This window comes from Vibrio sp. 10N.286.52.C3, from assembly GCF_041468865.1.
Classification (GTDB): Bacteria; Pseudomonadota; Gammaproteobacteria; order Enterobacterales; family Vibrionaceae; genus Vibrio; species Vibrio crassostreae_C.
Genome location: NZ_JBFRJM010000019.1, coordinates 78,035 through 97,352 on the forward strand (window position 1 = coordinate 78,035; position 19,318 = coordinate 97,352).

Annotated in this window: 18 protein-coding genes; 10 read left to right on the forward strand and 8 right to left on the reverse strand. The window is 45.0% G+C overall.

What is annotated here, in order from left to right:
• Nucleotides 1-301: 301 nt before the first annotated feature.
• The 5 genes from thiI (at nt 302) to rlmM (ending at nt 5,422) form a co-directional block, all read left to right on the forward strand.
• Complete coding sequence (thiI, locus tag AB4138_RS08230; protein WP_029235325.1) at nt 302-1,750, forward strand: tRNA uracil 4-sulfurtransferase ThiI; 1,449 nt, start codon at nt 302-304, stop codon at nt 1,748-1,750.
• A gap of 671 nt (nt 1,751-2,421) precedes the next feature.
• The gene (locus AB4138_RS08235) at nt 2,422-3,330 is read left to right on the forward strand and encodes a transcriptional regulator GcvA (RefSeq protein WP_012604639.1); all 909 of its coding nucleotides are present in this window, start codon (nt 2,422-2,424) and stop codon (nt 3,328-3,330) included.
• Nucleotides 3,323-3,946, forward strand: a complete 624-nt coding sequence (locus AB4138_RS08240) for an alpha/beta fold hydrolase (protein WP_372137951.1) — start codon at nt 3,323-3,325, stop codon at nt 3,944-3,946. Before AB4138_RS08235 ends, AB4138_RS08240 begins: the two co-directional genes overlap by 8 nt.
• Nucleotides 3,936-4,334 (forward strand): DUF423 domain-containing protein, encoded by a 399-nt coding sequence (locus tag AB4138_RS08245; RefSeq protein WP_102319950.1) that lies wholly within the window; start codon nt 3,936-3,938, stop codon nt 4,332-4,334. Before AB4138_RS08240 ends, AB4138_RS08245 begins: the two co-directional genes overlap by 11 nt.
• The gene (gene rlmM, locus AB4138_RS08250; RefSeq protein ID WP_017070491.1) at nt 4,331-5,422 is read left to right on the forward strand and encodes a 23S rRNA (cytidine(2498)-2'-O)-methyltransferase RlmM; all 1,092 of its coding nucleotides are present in this window, start codon (nt 4,331-4,333) and stop codon (nt 5,420-5,422) included. Before AB4138_RS08245 ends, rlmM begins: the two co-directional genes overlap by 4 nt.
• 80 nt (nt 5,423-5,502) lie before the next feature.
• On the opposite strand, the gene xni is transcribed toward rlmM, so the two are convergent.
• From xni to queF, 5 genes are all read right to left on the reverse strand, one after another.
• The gene (gene xni, locus AB4138_RS08255) at nt 5,503-6,276 is read right to left on the reverse strand and encodes a flap endonuclease Xni (protein ID WP_017069498.1); all 774 of its coding nucleotides are present in this window, start codon (nt 6,274-6,276) and stop codon (nt 5,503-5,505) included.
• 93 nt (nt 6,277-6,369) lie between these two features.
• Entirely contained in the window at nt 6,370-7,734 is a 1,365-nt protein-coding gene (gene ppnN / locus AB4138_RS08260) for a nucleotide 5'-monophosphate nucleosidase PpnN (RefSeq protein ID WP_017070492.1), read from the reverse strand.
• A gap of 243 nt (nt 7,735-7,977) precedes the next feature.
• Nucleotides 7,978-9,543, reverse strand: a complete 1,566-nt coding sequence (locus AB4138_RS08265; RefSeq protein ID WP_081229491.1) for a GGDEF domain-containing protein — start codon at nt 9,541-9,543, stop codon at nt 7,978-7,980.
• Between the two features lie 118 nt (nt 9,544-9,661).
• Nucleotides 9,662-11,920: a tetratricopeptide repeat protein gene (locus tag AB4138_RS08270; RefSeq protein WP_102393215.1), complete on the reverse strand. Its 2,259-nt coding sequence runs from the start codon at nt 11,918-11,920 to the stop codon at nt 9,662-9,664.
• Nucleotides 11,921-11,978: 58 nt separating this feature from the next.
• Complete coding sequence (gene queF, locus AB4138_RS08275) at nt 11,979-12,824, reverse strand: NADPH-dependent 7-cyano-7-deazaguanine reductase QueF (RefSeq protein WP_017060768.1); 846 nt, start codon at nt 12,822-12,824, stop codon at nt 11,979-11,981.
• 131 nt (nt 12,825-12,955) lie between these two features.
• Here queF and syd point away from each other — a divergent pair, with 131 nt between their 5' ends.
• A complete protein-coding gene (syd, locus tag AB4138_RS08280; RefSeq protein WP_050633962.1) occupies nt 12,956-13,501 on the forward strand; it encodes a SecY-interacting protein in 546 nt (181 codons plus the stop codon).
• Between the two features lie 4 nt (nt 13,502-13,505).
• Entirely contained in the window at nt 13,506-14,282 is a 777-nt protein-coding gene (locus AB4138_RS08285) for a Zn-ribbon-containing protein (RefSeq protein ID WP_017060766.1), read from the forward strand.
• A 120-nt stretch (nt 14,283-14,402) separates the two neighbouring features.
• Here the strand turns inward: AB4138_RS08285 and AB4138_RS08290 are convergent, their stop codons facing one another.
• The 3 genes from AB4138_RS08290 to metN form a co-directional block, all read right to left on the reverse strand.
• Nucleotides 14,403-15,212 carry a MetQ/NlpA family lipoprotein gene (locus AB4138_RS08290; protein ID WP_017060765.1) on the reverse strand — a complete coding sequence of 270 codons (810 nt, stop codon included), beginning with the start codon at nt 15,210-15,212 and terminating at the stop codon, nt 14,403-14,405.
• A gap of 66 nt (nt 15,213-15,278) precedes the next feature.
• Nucleotides 15,279-15,962: a methionine ABC transporter permease gene (locus AB4138_RS08295; protein WP_017060764.1), complete on the reverse strand. Its 684-nt coding sequence runs from the start codon at nt 15,960-15,962 to the stop codon at nt 15,279-15,281.
• Nucleotides 15,952-16,986, reverse strand: a complete 1,035-nt coding sequence (gene metN / locus AB4138_RS08300) for a methionine ABC transporter ATP-binding protein MetN (protein ID WP_017060763.1) — start codon at nt 16,984-16,986, stop codon at nt 15,952-15,954. Before metN ends, AB4138_RS08295 begins: the two co-directional genes overlap by 11 nt.
• A gap of 207 nt (nt 16,987-17,193) precedes the next feature.
• Between metN and gmhB the strand changes: the two genes are divergently transcribed.
• The 3 genes from gmhB (at nt 17,194) to treR (ending at nt 19,268) form a co-directional block, all read left to right on the forward strand.
• Nucleotides 17,194-17,778: a D-glycero-beta-D-manno-heptose 1,7-bisphosphate 7-phosphatase gene (gmhB, locus tag AB4138_RS08305; RefSeq protein ID WP_017060762.1), complete on the forward strand. Its 585-nt coding sequence runs from the start codon at nt 17,194-17,196 to the stop codon at nt 17,776-17,778.
• Nucleotides 17,779-17,890: 112 nt separating this feature from the next.
• Nucleotides 17,891-18,232, forward strand: coding sequence for an MliC family protein (locus tag AB4138_RS08310; RefSeq protein ID WP_017060761.1), 342 nt, complete (start codon nt 17,891-17,893; stop codon nt 18,230-18,232).
• 91 nt (nt 18,233-18,323) lie between these two features.
• Nucleotides 18,324-19,268: a trehalose operon repressor TreR gene (gene treR / locus AB4138_RS08315; protein WP_372305608.1), complete on the forward strand. Its 945-nt coding sequence runs from the start codon at nt 18,324-18,326 to the stop codon at nt 19,266-19,268.
• The last annotated feature ends 50 nt before the right edge of the window (nt 19,269-19,318 follow it).

Consider the following 19,318-nt stretch of genomic DNA (forward strand, 5'->3'; position numbering starts at 1 on the left):
GGTAGCATGCAGATAGCATCGAAAGCCCAACCTTATAATGAGGTTGGGCTTTTTGTTTGCTGGTCTTCAATGGTTCTCTCTGCGGCATTTATGTCGTTTCGAAACCTGCTACTGTTAATAACAAGCGGTTTAATGATGGTGTTACAGCAAGCACTCTTTTCCTTGCTTCACTTTCTCATGTATAATTCGCGCCCTTAGATTTAGATATGATCTATTCTTGCTTCAAGTGCTGTGTAAATTCTCTAATTTACTTGGCGATGAGCGTTTTCAAAATTTTGAACATTAATGTTGTGAAAGTACTATGAAATTTATTGTTAAGCCCCATCCGGAAATTTTTGTAAAAAGTGAATCGGTGCGTAAGCGCTTCACAAGGATTCTAGAGTGCAACATTCGTAACGTTATTCAACGTCGCTGTGAAAGTGTTGCGGTATTCAACCGTCGCGATCATATTGAAGTGACGTCTGAGAGTGACCAGTACTACGCAGAAGTGTTAGAGGCTCTGACTCACACTCCAGGTATTCACCACTCTCTTGAAGTTCAACAGTCTGAATTCAAAGACTTGCACGATATTTACGAGCAAGTACTAGAACGCAGCCGTGCTGACATTGAAGGCAAGACTTTCTCTGTACGTGCTAAGCGTCGTGGTAAGCATGACTTTACCTCTATTGAACTTGAGCGCTACGTAGGCGGCGGTCTAAACCAAGCAGTTGAGTCAGCGAAAGTTCGACTTAAGAACCCTGATGTAACCGTTAAGGTTGAAGTGGCTAACGACAAGCTAAACCAAGTTCTAGCTCGTCACAAAGGCCTCGGTGGCTTCCCTCTTGGTACTCAAGAAGATCTACTGAGCTTGATCTCTGGCGGCTTTGATTCTGGTGTTTCAAGTTACCTGCACATCAAACGCGGCTCTAAGGTTCACTACTGTTTCTTCAACCTTGGTGGCCCAGCGCACGAGATTGGTGTTAAACAAGTGGCTCACTATCTATGGAATAAATACGGCTCATCTGCAAAGGTGAAGTTCATTTCTGTAGACTTTGAACCTGTGGTTGCTGAAATCCTTGAGAACGTAGAAGACGGCCAAATGGGCGTTGTTCTTAAGCGTATGTTCATGCGTGCTGGTGGTATGGTTGCAGACAAGTTCAAGATCGAAGCGTTGGTTACTGGTGAAGCACTAGGTCAGGTATCAAGCCAAACGCTAACTAACCTGCGTCACATCGACAACGTGACAGATACTTTGATTCTTCGTCCGCTTATCAACTGGGATAAAGAAGACATCATCGACCTTTCTCGTATCATCGGTACTGAAGACTTCGCTAAGGTAATGCCTGAGTACTGTGGTGTTATTTCTAAGAAGCCAACAGTGAAAGCGAAGAAAGGCAAACTGGAAGCAGAAGAAGCTAAGTTTAACTTTGAAGTGCTGGATCAAGTGATCGAGAACGCTCGTGTTATGGATATCCGTGACATCGAGAAAGAGAGCCAAGAGCAAGCGCCTGAAGTTGAACAAGTTCAAGCTGTTGCTGAGCACGCTATCGTTCTTGATATCCGTAGCCCAGAAGAAGAAGACGAAAGCCCATTAGAGATCGAGGGTGTTGAAATTAAACACATCCCATTCTTCAAGCTTTCGACTCAGTTTGGCGACCTAGACCAAGCGAAAGAGTACTTGCTGTACTGTGACCGTGGTGTAATGAGCCGTCTACAGGCACTTTACCTACAAGAGCAGGGCTTCCATAACGTTAAGGTTTACCGCCCATAGTGGTGTGTTGACCAAGCGTTAATCATTTTGCAAAGCCGTTTACTGAAAAGTAAGCGGCTTTTTTATTTTCTATTGTGAATGATTTACAGTAGTCAGACAGAGGCGTGAGTTTGGGCGTGCTATCGTCATGCTCAGCTTTGAAATTTTTGATTGATAGAAAGAGTGTGTTCTAAACGGGTTTATAAGTACCGAAGAAGTGTGAGTATCTTGAAGTATTCTGTTACTTTTTAGTGCAACTCAATGGTGCTATTTGTATGTGTTCAGTTGATTATTTGAGTGGGTGTCTGATTCTGTGATTGGCGATGAAAAATAATAAAGATTAATTAGCACAGCTATTGATAAACTTGTTGTTACATTTCTTTGCACATAAAAAAACACCGCCCATAAGGCGGTGTAAACAAATTTGACAGACAGGTCAAAATAAATACAGGAAGTACATGCCTCGTTTCAGTATAAACTGCAACAAAACATTTGGTAGAACTCTACCCAACTCGAAAAGAACGAGTTTGCAAACACAACATCGCAGGAGCTAAGCCAATTGATTCTAGAGAGAATCAAGCCGTTCAGGCTAGCTGCTGCGGGATGAAATATAGAATTTCTCTGGCTGCTAGGCAATGGACAAATTATAATGTTTCAGATAAAAAAAACTAATGCTTATTTAGAGAGTAACTATGTCTCGTCGATTACCCCCATTAAACTCGCTAAGAGTGTTTGAAGCTGCAGCTCGACACTTGAGTTTTACGCGTGCTGCAGAAGAGTTGTTTGTTACTCAAGCGGCAGTCAGTCATCAGATCAAAGCGCTTGAAGAATTCTTATCTTTGAAGCTGTTTCGCCGAAGAAACCGCTCTTTGCTGCTAACTGAAGAAGGTCAAAGCTACTTCTTAGATATCAAAGATATTTTCACATCACTAGCAGAAGCGACAGACAAAGTGCTGGAGCGAAGTGAGAAGGGCGCATTGACCATCAGTTTACCGCCGAGTTTTGCTATTCAATGGTTGGTACCAAGGCTCGCTGACTTTAATCAGCAAGAGCCTGATATTGATGTAAGAATCAAAGCCGTTGATATGGATGAAGGCTCGCTAACCGATGATGTAGACGTCGCTATCTATTATGGCCGAGGTAATTGGTCGGGGCTTAGAGCCGATAAGCTTTACCAAGAATACTTGATCCCTCTTTGCTCACCTTCCGTGCTGCTAGGAGTAAAACCATTAGAATCTCTCAGTGATTTAGCATGTCATACGCTATTGCATGATACTTCTCGAAAGGATTGGAAACAGTTCGCTAAGCAAAATGGCATCGATGGGGTAAACGTTAATCACGGCCCTATCTTCAGTCACTCAACCATGGTGCTGCAGGCAGCGGCTCACGGCCAGGGCATTGCTCTGGGTAACAACGTGTTGGCGCAGCCTGAAATCGAAGCGGGTCGTTTGATTGCGCCTTTTGATGAAGTGTTGGTGAGTAAGAACGCCTTCTATGTGGTTTGTCATGAGAAACAAGCCGACATGGGTCGTATTGCTACCTTCCGCGACTGGATGCTAGCGAAAGCGCAAAGTGAACAAGAGGACTTACTCGATGAATAACGTCATCATTGATGGTGAAGACAATCCCATCACCTTTATCTTTGCCCATGGTGCTGGCGCAGGCATGGAGCATGAGTTCATGCAGTCGGTAGCCAAAGGGTTAGCCTTTAAAGGGATACGAGTGATTCGTTTCAACTTCCCTTACATGATTAAACGTGCTGAAGATGGTAAGCGTCGTCCACCTGACAGAGCGCCTAAGCTACTTGAAGCCTATCAAGAGATTATTGAGCAGGTTGATGCCGGTAAGCTTGTGATTGGTGGTAAGTCGATGGGAGGGCGTATGGCGAGCCATTTGTCTGAACTTGATAAGGTGGCCGCAATGGCGTGTTTAGGCTTTCCTTTCCACCCACCAGGTAAACCCGAGAAATACAAAGGTGAGCATCTGGCTGAGTTAGCAAAGCCATGCCTCATTTTACAAGGTGAGCGCGATACCTTTGGTAAGCGTGAAGAGTTTGCTGATTTTGATCTGTCTGATTCTATTCGTGTTGAATTTATTCCCGATGGCGACCACAGCTTTAAACCTCGTAAGAGTTCTGGTTACACCGAGCAGCAGAATATTGCGTTAACCGTTGAGAAGTTATCAGCGTTTATCAAAGAGGTACTCAATGAGAAGTAAGTATTTACTCACGTTTGCTGGCATCTCTGGTGCGGTTGCTGTGATGCTTGGCGCATTTGCAGCTCACGGTTTGAAAGCTATCTTGTCTGAATATCTGCTAGGCGTGTTTGAGACGGGTGTTCAGTACCAATTTATCCATACTCTAGCGATATTGGCGTGTGGCGCTCTGCTGCAGATGAAACTTGGCGCTAAATCACAAAAATATTTTTTCATTGCGGCAATTTGCTTTATCATCGGCATCCTTTGTTTTAGTGGCAGCCTTTATGGCTTGGCACTGACAGGAATAAAATGGTTTGGCCCTATCACTCCGTTTGGTGGTCTACTATTTATCATTGGTTGGGGAGTCTTCTCCTTCGCTGCTTTGAATATAAAAGAGGTAACTCAGTGAAACACGTACTACTTTATTGTCGCTCTGGTTTTGAAAAAGAATGTGCTGGCGAAATTCAAGACAAGGCAACACAACTGGAAGTGTTTGGTTTTCCTCGCCTAAAGAACAATACAGGTTTTGTATTGTTTGAATGTTACCAAGCAGGTGAAGCGGACAAGTTGATCAAAGAGATCGATTTCCAATCACTGATCTTTGCTCGTCAAATGTTGGCAGTGGCTGTTGAAATTAAAGACCTGCCAACCGATGACCGTATTTCTCCAATTCTTGAGGCGCTTTCTGAGAAAGAAGGTTTCCCTCGTTGTGGTGATATCCGTATTGAAACGCCAGATACTAACGAAGCAAAAGAGCTTTTGAAGTTCTGCCGTAAATTTACCGTGCCGATGCGTCAAGCGATGCGTGGTAAAGGCCTGATGACAGCGAAAGATAACGCTAAGAAGCCTGTGCTTCATTTATGCTTCATCGCTCCGGGCCACTGTTTTGTTGGTTACTCTTACCCAACGAACAACTCCCAGTTCTTTATGGGTATCCCTCGTCTGAAGTTCCCATCAGATGCGCCAAGCCGTTCTACATTGAAGCTAGAAGAAGCATTCCACGTATTCATCCCTCGTGATGAGTGGGACGAGCGTTTGGCTCCTGGTATGTGGGGTGTTGATTTAGGTGCATGTCCAGGTGGTTGGACTTACCAATTGGTTAAGCGCTCGATGTTCGTTCACTGTGTTGATAACGGCATGATGGCAGACAGCCTAATGGAAACAGGTCAAATTAAGCACCACATGGTGGATGGCTTTAAGTTTGAACCAGACCGTAAGAACGTAACTTGGATTATCTGTGACATGGTTGAGAAGCCAGCTCGTGTTGCTCACCTTATGGGTGAGTGGATCATCAAAGGCTGGGCGAAAGAAGCACTGTTCAACCTTAAACTGCCTATGAAAGGCCGTTACGATGAAGTACTGCAAGATATCGAGAACCTAAAAGTGTTCCTGATTGAGAACAAAGTGAAGTTCAAGATGCAGGCTAAGCACCTTTACCACGATCGCGAAGAGATCACGGTCCACATTCAGGCGCTTTCAAACATCTCACCGCACTAATATTTACGTTAGTGTGTCAGTGATAAAAAATGCTCCTTTAAGGGGCATTTTTTGTATCAATATTATCGAGTCACAGCGACTTAAGCGTTTGCTTCGTAACGAATATCTTGCAGGTTGAACCCTAAATCAATATCGGTTTTGAGTGCCGATACTTGCTTACATACACGAGCGGATTCGATGTGTTCGTCGAACTTCTTACGATATTTTTTCGGCAGATCTTCTGCTTGATAGGCCGCTTCGATATCTGGGTAAGTGGTCAATATCTCTTTGGCTGCTTTTGGCCCGATACCTGGGATGCCCGGTACTTGGCTTGAGCTTACGCCCGTTAATCCCCAGTAATCCGCCAGTTGTTCAGGTTTAACGCCAAACTCAGCTTCGATAAAGGGTTTATCTAACCAGCGGTGCTGGAAGTAATCTCGGATCTGAAGCGTTGGTGACAACAGTTGGCAGTAGCCCTTATCCGTCGAGACGATGGTGACGGTTTCTCCGTGGTCAGCCACTTTCTTTGCCAGTGTTGCGACGAGATCATCCGCTTCATCGCCATCAGACAGCAGTGAATCAATGCCTAACTCCCACCAAGCTTGTTGAATAGCATCAAGGCCTTTCATCAATGGTTCTGGCATGGGTTTACGATTCTGCTTATAAGCAGGAAGCACATCTGCGCGCCAGCCACGGTCTTGTAAATGGTGATCAAATACCGCGATGATGTGGGTGGGCTTTGATTCATTCAGAATCTTATTGAGAGTGCGAATTGTGGTGGTAATGGTTCTTGCTATATCGGTTGGATCCGGCTGAACAGAGTGCACGCGTCGGATGAGGTTTAAGGCATCGATAATAACAAGATGGATAGACATAAGTTTCCACTAAATAGGCAATAAAAAAGGGGCTGCTAGCCCCTTATAGTAACGTATCACTTGGTGAGTTGAAACGTTGGTAACGTAAACGCCTTAATCACGTGAGGCGATTTTATAGCAAGGCACGTAGTCGGTCCCTCCCGGTAACTTCATTCGATGTTGCTCAACAAAGTCATTCAGCAGTTGGTCCATCTTGGTCATTAGCTCTTTGTCGCCATCAATTAGGAATGGGCCGTGCTTCTCGATCTCCAGAATACCCTCTGCTTTGACGTTACCAGCCACAATGCCTGAGAACGCTTTACGTAAATTAGCGGCTAGGCTTTCTGTTTTTTGGTCCATATGAAGATCAAGCGCCGCCATAGATTCGTGTGTTGGGTCGAATGGCAGTTGGAACTCAGGCTCAATATGCAGTGACCAGTTGTAGCTGTAGGCATCACCGGTCTCTTTACGGTGAGAACGCACATCTGGCATCGCTTGTTTCATGATTTTCGCAGCGCGTGCTGGGTCATCAATCACGATCTCGTAATGTTTCTGAGCATCAGGCCCTAGAGTTTCCCCAATGAACTTATCGATTGAGCGGAAGTAAGCCTCACTCTCTTTCGAGCCCGTTAACACAATCGGCATTGGCTGTTCGGCGTTATTCGGGTGCATCATGATCCCTAAGATGTACAGCAGCTCTTCGGCCGTGCCGGGGCCGCCTGGGAAAATGATGATGCCATGTGCCATACGAACAAACGCCTCAAGACGCTTCTCAATATCTGGCATGATCACCAGTTCGTTGACGATTGGGTTTGGTGGCTCAGCCGCAATGATCGAAGGCTCGGTAAGCCCAAGATAACGATGATCGGTGTAACGCTGCTTCGCGTGACCAATGGCAGCCCCTTTCATTGGGCCTTCCATTGCACCCGGTCCACAACCGGTACAGATATTCAGTTCACGGAGGCCGAGCTCATTACCGACTTCACGAGTGTATTGGTATTCGCTGGCATTAATAGAGTGACCACCCCAACATACAATCAGGTTAGGCTCGATGCCCGGCGTAAGTGCGCCTGCATTCCTCAGAATACCAAATACGAGGTTGGTAATGTGAGTGGCATTAGTCAGGTTGAGCCTTTGGTTATCTGCGAGGTGCATGTTGACGTAAACAATGTCACGCAGCACTGAAAATAGGTGTTCTTGGATACCCTTGATGATCTCACCATCGACAAAGGCATGCTCTGGTGGGTTGCTCAGCTCGAGTTTGATACCACGCTCACGTCGCACTACCTCAACATCAAACGATTGATACTTGTCGAGTAGCTCTTTGGAGTTGTCGGTGTGGCTACCTGAGTTGAGTACCGCTAACGTACAGTTACGATACAGTTGGTATAGATCACTAGACGCGGTTTTCTTAAGACGCTCAACCTCAAGTTGAGAGAGTAAATCCATGCTACCGGCAGGGCTGATATGAGTGATCATAGTGCCTCCTTGTTGAAAAGAGCAGAGGACGTTGAAGTGACCCTCTGGCTCGAGAGTGAGAAGCAAACGTTGAAAGTGTTTGGTTAAAGGTGGGGGAGAGTTAACCAGACGAAACGGATACGACAGCGTTGCTTGCCAAGAATGCTTGTTAAGCGAATGTTAATCATTAGCTTAGCAAACATTGAGGGAAATGGTATGTGATAAGTATTTGAAAAAATGAAATAAATTAAATCTAGGGCTGGCCTAGTGCCAAACAAGTTGGTTATTACCGCGTTGTTTTGCTTTATTTAGTGTTGTATTGAGTCGCTCTAACACTTCTTCAGGTGTATCTGACTCTTTAAACTGAGTACTTGCCGCGCATAAAGTAATCGTGATTTGTTGGTCACGGAACTTAAAGGGTAAGCGGCTTACTTGAGTTTGAATGTTTTGAATCACTTGGTGACAATATTCATCGGTTTGCTCTGGCAATAGTAAGACAAATTCTTCACCTGAAAAACGCGCCACAGTATCGGTCGTGCCTGCTTCTTTGGTGATGGTTCTTGCGATGATCTTAAGCGCTTTATCGCCGGCGGTATAACCAAAGCTATCGTTAATGGCTTTGAAGTTGTCGATGTCCAGAAGTACTACGCGCAGTGAGTGTTGTGCGCGGATCCAGCGGCGATACTCAAGCTCTAAGCGATCAGTAAAGGCAGTGCGATTGTAAACCTTGGTTAGAGGATCAAGCAGCATACGCTGAGCCTGATCTTCCAAGCGCTTACGGTAATCTTGCGTCACTTCATAGAGTGAATCTAACTGAGTCTTTCCGTAACTCATTCTCTCTATCAGAGCTTGTTCTTTTTGCTCTGCGTGGTTCAGCCTTTCCGAAAGAGAGGCGATTTCACTGAGTAGCGGATTAATCGACAGCTTTAAACTATCAATATCTTTCGCTTTATCTACCGAGCTTTGGCTTCTAGTGACTAGTTCATTTAACTCAGAGTTTAGACCTTGTCGGTGCTCAAAGTAGCTCTGGCTCTGGTCGGCATTTTGGTCTGCCGTTTTGATGCTGGACGCTAAAGAAGAATTAAGCTGATCGATGAATTGTTCAGACTTCTTACGTTCTAGGTTGGTGCCTTCAATAACCAGTTTGAGGATCTGAAGTGTTAGCTCAAGTAGGTTTTGTGTGGAAACACCAAGCAGCAGCTTCGCTCGAATATCGGTAAGCAGATCACCCGATTCACCCTCGAAGTCGAGTTCAGTGATCAGATGTTGTAGTTCGTTTGATAGGTCGGAAAGGAGCTCTTGTTCCGGAGAATGCGCAGCGTCAGCAAAATGGGTGCGTGAGTTATTCGCCATAATCTTTATGGCACGCTCATAAATACCGAGAAGTTTCATGGCGTGGTCGACTTTCTGACTGCCATTGCATTCGGAGAAGCTAAGTAAGTTTCGTAGGTCGCGTTTGAGCTGTGCTGGAAGGCCAGTTATGCGCTGCAGCGTTTCCCCACTGTGCTTAATGCTATCGTCCAGATACCCGTTCTGTTTATCCATAGCCAACGTTTTCTGCTTAAGCATCCTTTCTAATACTGCCAGTTTTGGGATCATTGAGCTAATGTCTTTTTGCTTTTCTAGCTCTTCCCTAAGGGCAATGAGGTTTTCATCTAAATGGCTGTTACTACCAACACATGCATCACTTAAAGACGTGACGATACGCTTTAGAACTTTCTGTTCTCTAATAAACTTGAACGAGGTGTCTCTTTGCGTCAAACGGACCTGCTCCAACTGAGATTTCAGCTGGTGGAGTTGCGCCTGAATGTCTTTTTCAAGAATGCCCATAGATGTATTTATTAGCGCCGCGTAGACCGATCTCGATCATTTTGATGAAATTCCGTTACATCGATAATAACAAAACTAAAAATAAGGTCACGACTTGCTGCTCTTAACCGCTCGCAAATCAGTCATCTTTTAGCATTTTTTTGATGTTGTCCTCATTCTGGTACGAGGATTGTATTTTTATTAACCCTTGATTAATCGCATGTTTACACGCTTCTCTTATGTTACCAGTTGCAAGGCTCGCTGCTGGTGCATTATCGATAGCTTTTAGATAGACCCATTGGCTACTGCGCTCTTTGAGACTGATCTCACGGGCGAGATTGGTCGACATCAACAATACGTCGAGCAGCTCTTGATCGTTAATTGCGGTGTAAGCGCGTGGCAAGAATGGGTAGTCAGCGATGCCCATACGGACCGTTCGGTTGATGTTTCGCTCTGTTTCGAAGTCATTCACCCAAGACTGAATCTTTCTGAACATGTCCTCAGGCGACAAATCACGGTCCGCGTTTGGCTCGATATAAAGCAGGTTCGCATCCGAGAAGTGGTAGACACGAGCTGGGCCTTCAAGCTTAGATTTTAGGAATTCACCGAAAGCGTCTTCCAGTTCTAGACCGGCTTTGTAACCGTTCTGCGTGTACATATTGCGTAAGAACGGTAAATCAATCATCACGAAGCGTAAGCGGTCGTTGAGTGGCTCATGAATCAATTCGCCAAGTTGCCACTGTTCGAAGGTCTGGCTGGTTTGTTCCAGCGAGTTAGAGAGCTTCGCATTGAGCATTCTTAAGTTCGGAAGCTTAGATCGTGAGTGCGTAAACAGGTCTGTTCGTAGTGAGTCGACTTCTTTGGCTAAGGTTTGAATGAGGTAGCCACGGCGAAGCACAAAGAAGAACAAGATAATACTGAACAAGAATAGGGCGAACGATATTTTCTGGAACTTGCGATGCTCTAGTTTGTACTTTTCTAGCTCTTGCGCTTGGCCTGCGTAGTGCAGGGTTTGTTCGGCAAATTCTTTCTGTTGACGGAACGCGTCTTCGCCAACACGGTTGAGTTTTTGCTGCTCTAGAGAGACAAGGCTGTTGTATTGCTTGAGGTTTGCCAATGCTTGCTGTGGACGACCTGCCTGTTCATAACCCAAAGAAAGTAAGTAGTACGAGCGTTGTGAAAGGCGCATGTTCTCTATCTGGCGTGAGATCTCAAGTGCACGTGTCGCATGCTTTATCACGTCTTCGCTTTCTTGTAGGTGATACGCTAACCCTGCAGATAACAGTGCAGCACGGCCTTCCAGCTTTGGAATGTCGGTATATTCCAGCAGCTCAAGGGCACGGGTTAGGTACTGTTCTGCTAGAGGGTAGTTATAAAGGCGTAAGTAGGTCGCCGATAGACTTAGTCGGATATCAATGACTTGGTGGATATCTCGGTCAGTGCTTTCGTGATCAAGAACGTTGAAGAAGTGTACCAAGGCAAGGTTATATTTCCCTTGATAGAAGTACACATCCCCCATTTTCTTAAGCACTTGTGCTAAGACAGGCGAGTTTTCAAAGTTGTCATAGAAATCAGCGGCTTGAGATAGGTGTTCTAACGCTTTATCCAACACTTGGCGCTCAAAGAAAAGCTGCGCAAGTAGGCGGTTGACCTTGGCCAAACGTGAACTTAGATTGCCCTCTACTGATTTCCAGTAGCCATACAACAACTCGGATAACGCGTGGTTGTACTCTTTGTGAGTCAGATAAAACTCGCCGACGGAGATATGGTAGTCGATGGTGACTTTTTCAGAGTAACGTTGATCGAGATAGGTTTTGGCTTCTTGATAGAACTTTTCGGCTTCATCGATCTTGTTGTCGTAAGAGGCGATGTCGGCTTTCAACATGATCAAGCGATAGGTAATGCCTTCCGTTAAGCGTAAGGTTTTATTCACCGACTCTAGATTTGTTTCAATGTTAGTGAGCTCTGATTTTGCTTTGGCTGATTTTCTATCACTCAGCCAAAGTAAGCGAACTTTTAGGATCTGAAGATCTATTTTTAGGTAATCAAGCTTATAGGTTTGCGCTAGCTCGGAGGCTTTGTCGATGTGCTGAATCGCAATACGCATATTGCCAAGGTTGTATTCCGCTTTGGCTAAGATCTTATACGCATCGATACTGCTGTTTGGTGTTCGAATCGAGGAGTCTGTCTCTTCGCGAGAAATAGCTGAAGGGCTTTTCTCGCGTTGATCAGAAAGGACACGCAGCGTTAGGTAGCTGTTGGCCATTTGTTTTGCTTGGCTCGGCTCGATCTCAACCAAATTATTGGCTTCATTGAGTAGCGCCGACGAATAAACCGACGCATTGACCGATGTGCTTAAGCTTAAAATAAATAGACTAACAACGTATAACCAACGCATTTCAATGTCCCTTTAAAGATTTGGTAGGTTCAAATAAGTGTGGGTGGTTCTCGCCTGATTATTGGCGAGCCATACGCTTATTGTGGCTTGGTCTATCTTGCTCTGTTGAACGGTATGGGTTGATATCCAGACCACCACGACGTGTGTAACGTGCGAACACAGTTAGCTTCGAAGGTGCACAGTATTTCATGATGTCAGTGAAGATACGCTCAACACATTGTTCGTGGAATTCATTGTGCTCACGGAAAGAAACTAAATAGCGTAGCAGAGCTTCACGGTCAATTTGCTTACCAGAATATGCGATCTCAACGCTGCCCCAATCCGGTTGATTGGTGATCAAACAGTTCGACTTCAATAGGTGGCTGTGCAGTGTTTCTTCAACGTCTTGTTCGCCAGCAGCGCCTTCAAGCAGCGACGCTTCAAAGTCGTAGCTAGTGATTTGGATGTCTTGGTTGTCGATACAGTCACCTTCCATCGTCACGATAGGTTGGTTAGTGTAGTCGGTTACTGAGTTTACATTCACAATCACCGTTTCGCCTGCACATGCCGACAAATCTTGGGTCAGGCGCTCGGTTACTTGATCCCAGTTTTCAAATTGAGTCTGGTTGTAGCTGTTCAGGTACAGCTTGAAAGATTTTGATTCAATTAAATTTGGGCTGGTTGCTGGGATGAAAACTTCACCGACAGCCACTTGTGGTAGACCATTGGTGTTTAGCCACGAAAGCTCGTACATCGTCCAAATATCATGACCAACAAAAGGCAGCTCGCCGTTTAGCGCAAGATCATCGCGATTAAGGCTACGAGGCACTGGTTGCAATAAACTTGCATCGTATTGGTTAGAGTACTCAGTTTTTTGGCCAAGGGTTAAACCCGCTAGCTCTTTTGCGTCAGAATATTTGCTCATACTTTCGTTTCAAATTCGATTAGAATGGGGTCGATTTTACTGAATCCCCCTTACCCTGTCATTAAGTCATCGCTTAATCGGCGCGGAAAGGGCTCGGATTCTATTTATTATTTTGTGTTTAGGAGATTTTCATGACTCAACGTGCTCAAGACGCACTACTTTCTTTTAGTCAGCGATACGTTGACGCGTGGCAGCAGAAACACCAAAGCTTACCTCGTAATGAGGAGTTGGTGGACATCGTATCGCCATGCGTAGAAGAAAAGAGTGGCGATGCCGTGTTGTGGAAGCACTATCCACGTGAGCAATTCGCGGATTTCACCAACGTTGAAACCGGTATTGAGTTGACTCTGCATGAAGACATCAAAACTTTCTACGGCGCACAATTCAGCGCAGATATGAACGCAACTTTCGATGGTAACGAATTGACTCTGTTACAGATTTGGAGTGATGAAGACTTCGAATGCCTACAAGAAAACATTTTGGGTCACCTAGTAACTCAGCGTCGCTTGAAGCTAAAACCAACGGTTTTCATTGCCGCGACCGATGCTGAGCTGGATGTTATCTCTATCTGTAACCTAACGGGTAACGTGATTTTGGAGCGCTTAGGTACCAAAAATCGTGATGTGCTCGCCGAGACATTGGCAGAATTTTTAGAAAAGCTACAACCAGCGGTATAAATAGATGTACGTACTAGAACTTCAATTTGAGTGTTTTGATAACACAACGGTAAGCGCTGTCGACAAGGCGGTTAATGGCTTAATGGATGCACTTCGTTATAACGGACAAGTGTTAGGTCGTGAGTTCCCAATCGTGATGGGCGATGGTGAATTCTATGTTCGCGTTGTGTGCCCGGAGCAAGATAGCTTGCACCCGCGTAATCACTCAGACTTTGTGAAAGTGTGTTTTGATCGCTTGTCTAACGCGAGCCTACTAGCGCCTAAAATGCGTTTGCTAGGTCGAGATCTGAACTCAGAAGAAGTGGCAGAAGATGAAACACCAAGCTGGCAGGTGTTATACACGACATTCGTGCACACCTGTTCACCGCTGCGTAGTGGCGATAGCTTGCTACCAATCCCTTTGTATCGCAATCCACCTACCTTCAATGGCGACCATAAAGCCGTGTTGAAATGGCAGACCGAATGGCAAGCCTGTGATGAAGTACAAATGGGTGGTGGTTGTCGCGCGGAACATGCAACGCTAACCGAGATCAGTGACACGAAGAGTGTGCTGTTTAAACGCGGTTGGGGTCTAAGAGGGCGCATTGAGTATCTGACTAAGGTTCCAACCTACTACTACTTATACCGTGTCGGTGGGATCAGCCTGAAAGATGAAAAAGAGCGCAAATGCCCGCAATGTGGTGGTGAATGGCTGCTAGATGCGCCTATCCACGATATTTTCTATTTCAAGTGTGATGACTGCCGATTGGTGTCAAACATCTCTTGGGATCACCTGAAGTAATCGACTTTGTTTCGCTTAAATCTGAGATGCTTTACTTTCTAGCAAATCTTTATCATTAAAAAAGGGGCTGACGTTATGTCAGCCCCTTCGGGTATCTATACAGTGCTGTCGTTTAGTTGATTACCAACCTTTAACGACGCCACCTTGGAAGATGTCAGAAGCTGCGTTGTACACTTCTTCAGTTTGGTAAGCTTTAACGAAGTTTTGTACGTTTTCAGCGTTTAGGTTGTCTTCACGAGAAACGATTAGGTTTACGTAAGGAGAATCTTTGTCTTCAACGAATACGCCATCTTTTTGTGGAGTCAGGTTGATAGAGCTCGCGTAAGTTGTGTTGATGATAGATAGAGCAACATCATCAAGAGAACGTGGCAGTTGAGCTGCGTCTAGTTCAACAATCGTTAGGTTCTTAGGGTTACCCACGATGTCGCGAACTGTAGCTAGAAGACCTGCGCCTTCACGAAGTTCAAGAAGACCTTGTTGCTCAAGAAGAAGTAGAGAGCGACCTAGGTTTGTAGGGTCGTTTGGTACAGCAATACGAGCACCGTCTTGGATTTCGTCTACCGATTTCACTTCTTTAGAGTAACCCGCAATTGGGTAAACAAACGTGTTACCAGCGATAGTTAGCTTGTAGCCACGGTCAGCCACTTGCTGATCTAGGTACGGTGCGTGTTGGAATGCGTTGATGTCGATAGAACCATCATCTAGAGCTGCGTTTGGTGTTACGTAATCCGTGAAAGTAACCAGTTCAACGTCTAGGCCGTATTTCTCTTTCGCTACTTTAGCTGCCACTTCAGCAACTTGCGCTTCTGCACCTGCCATTACGCCAACTTTTACTTTAGAAGTATCCACTTCTTTATCACCACAACCTGCTAGAACTAGCGCTGAAGCTGCTGCTGCGATAGTTAGTAAACCTTTAAGGTTAAATTTCATAATAATCTCCTTTTAATAAATCTATTTAATTAGGTTCAGACGACTCTAATCTTTATGTGTGAGTCTTTATCTGTGGTCAACGCGGCGAACTAATGAATCACCGATTGATTGAATAATTTGTACCAGCACAATCAACATCACTACTGTCACAGCCATGATGGTCACATCGTAGCGGTGGAATCCGTAACGAATCGCGACATCACCTAGGCCACCACCGCCTACAGTACCGGCCATTGCTGAGTAGCTCACCAGAGTCACTAGCGTAATCGTTACTGAGTTGATGATAGTCGGTAGTGCTTCTGGAAGCAGAACCTTATTGATGATTTGTGTTGGTGTTGCGCCCATTGATTGGGCCGCTTCCACTAGACCTGTTGGTACTTCAAGTAGTGCACTTTCGATAAGTCGAGCCACGAATGGGATAGCGCCAATCGTCAGTGGAACAATCGCTGCTGTTGTACCGATGAAGGTACCAATCAGCATCTTAGTCAGTGGAATAATCGCAACCATCAAAACTAAGAAAGGTACTGAACGACCCACGTTCACAATCGCACCTAGAATCTTGTTTACTTTGGTGTTCTCTAACAGGCCACCTTTTTTAGTCGTATGCAGAATCACGCCTAGTGGAATACCGACCGCGAAGCCAACAATGCCTGCAACAGCAACCATGTAAAGCGTTTCGCCTGTTGCGCCTAATAGAAGGTTACCGTTAAGGCTGATCCAGTCAGCAATCTCGTTGAAACTAAAGGACATAACCAAGCACCTCTACTTTTACATTGTTGTCGCGTAGGAATTGGATAGCAGCATTATCATCTGCTTCATTACCGAACAGTTCAGCGACCATCATGCCGAACTTCACGCCACCGGCGTAATCAAGGTCAGAACTTAAGATGCTGACATCGATATTGAATTTACGTGCGATTTGCGTCATTAGCGGAGCATCAACCGTTGCACCAGTAAACTCAAGACGCACCAGCGGGTAGCTGCTGTTTACGCGAGTCTCTTGCAAACGTGCTTGGTAATCTTCAGGGATCGTCAGATCCAACGTTGAGCGAATAAACTGATGCGCTAGCTCTGTCTTCGGATGAGCAAAGATGTCACCGACTGTACCTTTCTCTACCAATTCACCGCCGCCAATGATCGCAACCTCGTGGCAAATGCTTTTAACCACATCCATCTCGTGTGTAATAAGCAGGATAGTGATGTTCAGCTTGCGGTTGATTTCACGCAGCAGCTCAAGGATAGATTGAGTTGTTGCTGGATCCAATGCGCTGGTGGCTTCATCACATAGCAGTACTTTCGGGTCAGAGGCCAGTGCGCGAGCAATCGCCACACGCTGCTTTTGACCACCACTTAGGTTTGCCGGGTAGGTGTCACGCTTATCAGCAAGGCCAACCAGTTCAAGTAACTCGCTGACTTTCGCTTCAATAATCGCTTTATCTTTACCAGCAAGTTCTAGAGGCAGTGCTACATTGTTAAATACAGTACGAGAAGACAGCAGGTTGAAGTGCTGGAATATCATGCCGATGTTACGGCGCGCTTCGCTAAGCTCTGATTTGCTGAGTTTTGTTAGGTCGATACCATCAACAATCACTTCACCCGAAGTCGGGGCTTCCAACATATTTACACAGCGGATTAGGGTACTTTTGCCTGCACCTGAAGAGCCGATGACTCCAAAGATTTGACCTTGAGGAATGTGGAGGTTGATATCAATTAAGGCATTGATTTCTTTAGTGCCTTGATAAAAAACCTTATTGACTTGATTCACTTTAATCATAGAGAAACCCGTGCAGGTAGAACAGAATAATATGTCGATAGCTCGCTCGATTTACAGACGATGCTATGGTGTTCTATGATCTAAGTCAATAGATATTTTTACGTCTAGACGGCTAAACGTCGATTGTATGGCTAAGCTAGAAACAAATCGTTAACGAACGCAAAACTAAATAGATAGTGATGAAGCAAATAAAGCGTGTAATAATTAATGATTAATAGAGAGTTGATAGAGAACAAAATTTTGTCTAAACCTGCTGTTTTTTTAGATCGTGATGGAGTGATTAACGTTGATCACGGCTACGTACATGATGAGCATGACTTTGAATACATCGATGGTGTGTTTGAAGCGGCGAAAGCGTTTAAAGATATGGGTTATTTATTGGTGCTAGTGACCAACCAATCTGGTATTGCTCGCGGCATGTTTAGTGAAGACCGTTTTCTTTCTTTAACGCAGTGGATGGATTGGAACTTTGTTGATAATGGTGTCGAGCTCGATGGCATTTATTACTGTCCTCACCACGCTGAGCACGGTATTGGTGACTACAAGCAAGATTGTGAATGTCGTAAGCCAAAGCCAGGCATGTTCATTTCTGCTCGTGACTTTCTGAAGATTGATATGGCTAACTCGGTCATGATCGGCGATAAAGCGGAAGACATGATGGCTGCAGAAGCAGCAGGTGTTGGTACTAAAGTCTTGGTAAGAACGGGTAAACCCATCACTGAAAAAGGTGAAGCGTTGGCTAGCGTGGTACTTGATAGCATTAAAGACGTACCCGCTTTCTTAAAAGGCTAAACGTTTTATTTATCACTAAGGTATGGACCTATCATTAGGCACTTACATTAGGTTTGTTCGAACCTGTGAATAGGCTAAGTGTCGTTGACTATATAAAGATGAGGAACGAAGTATGAAAGCTATGTTGGTAGCATCTCTATGTACAGTAGCATTGGTTGGGTGCTCTAAATCAGCAGCCCCTGAGACTGATAGCGCAACATCGAATGATCAATTCGCGACTTATCAATGTGAGTCTGACGTCTCGTTTGATGTGTCTTACCTTGATAATGAAAAAGCGGTACTACGCTTGCCTGATAATGAATACCGCCTGACTCAAGTTCCAGCGGGCTCAGGAACCAAATACATCTTAGATGATGGCACTTCAGAGATGATTAACAGCATCACTTTGCGCACGAAAGGTGACAATGCGCGTCTAGAACTTGGTCGCGTAGTCTATCGAAATTGCCAAAAGTAAGTCATAGTAAGAACTGCTAGTATTTACAAACAGTTAAGTGAGGGAATCTACCCTCACTTTTTCTTCTCTTCCCTTTAACGTTAGACTTTTTATGAGCAAAAAACTCACTATTCTTGATATTGCAAAGCTGTCCGGTGTTGGTAAGTCAACCGTATCACGCGTTCTGACCAATGATCCAAAAGTGAAACCTGAAACCCGTGAAAGGGTGGAAAGAGTAATTCAAGAATCTGGGTACACGCCTTCAAAATCTGCGCAATCGATGCGCGGTGGCAGCCAAAAAGTCATCGGCGTGATTATCTCTCGTTTGGACTCTCCCTCTGAAAACAAAGCCGTTAGCACGATGCTGGCCGAGTTGTATCGAGCGGATTACGATGTCGTGATCATGGAAAGCCAACTTGATAGAGATAAAGCCAATGAGCACCTGCAAGTTCTAAAGCGTCGTAACGTTGATGGCATTATTGTATTTGGTTTTACTGACTGCGATATTCCGGCAATCGAAGCTTGGGAACACAAAGCGGTGGTGATTGCTCTGGATACCGAGAATGTAACGTCGATTAACTACGATAACCAACAGGTGATTAATAGTGCGTTAGCGCATCTATCGGAGCAAGGGATCTCAGATGTCGGCTTTATTGGTGTTGATCCTAGCGATAAATCAACCGGTGAGCTGCGTCTTAAGGCTTATCTCGATTGGTGTGAAAGCACCGGAGTGATTGCGAACTATCGCACTGGCCAACTTCATCACGAAAGTGCTTATCAGCTGGTGGATGAGGTTCTAACTCCCGCGACTCAAGCGATCGTTTGTGCCAGTGATACCCTTGCCCTTGGTGTTATCAAACGTCTGCAAGAGCGACAACGTGAAGATGTGGTCGTCACCGGCGTTGGTGGTAATGATCTTCTCTCTTTCTTATTTCCACGAGTATTTAGCATTGATCCTGGTTACCAATCTGCAGGTAAGTTGGCTGCTAATCTATTGATCTCTCAGCTATTAGGCAATTCAGATATCTCTCATCACACTCAATCTCCGATTCTATAATCCACTCAATTAAGCGAAATTGAACCGCTTAGATTAAAATTAGAGTGTGA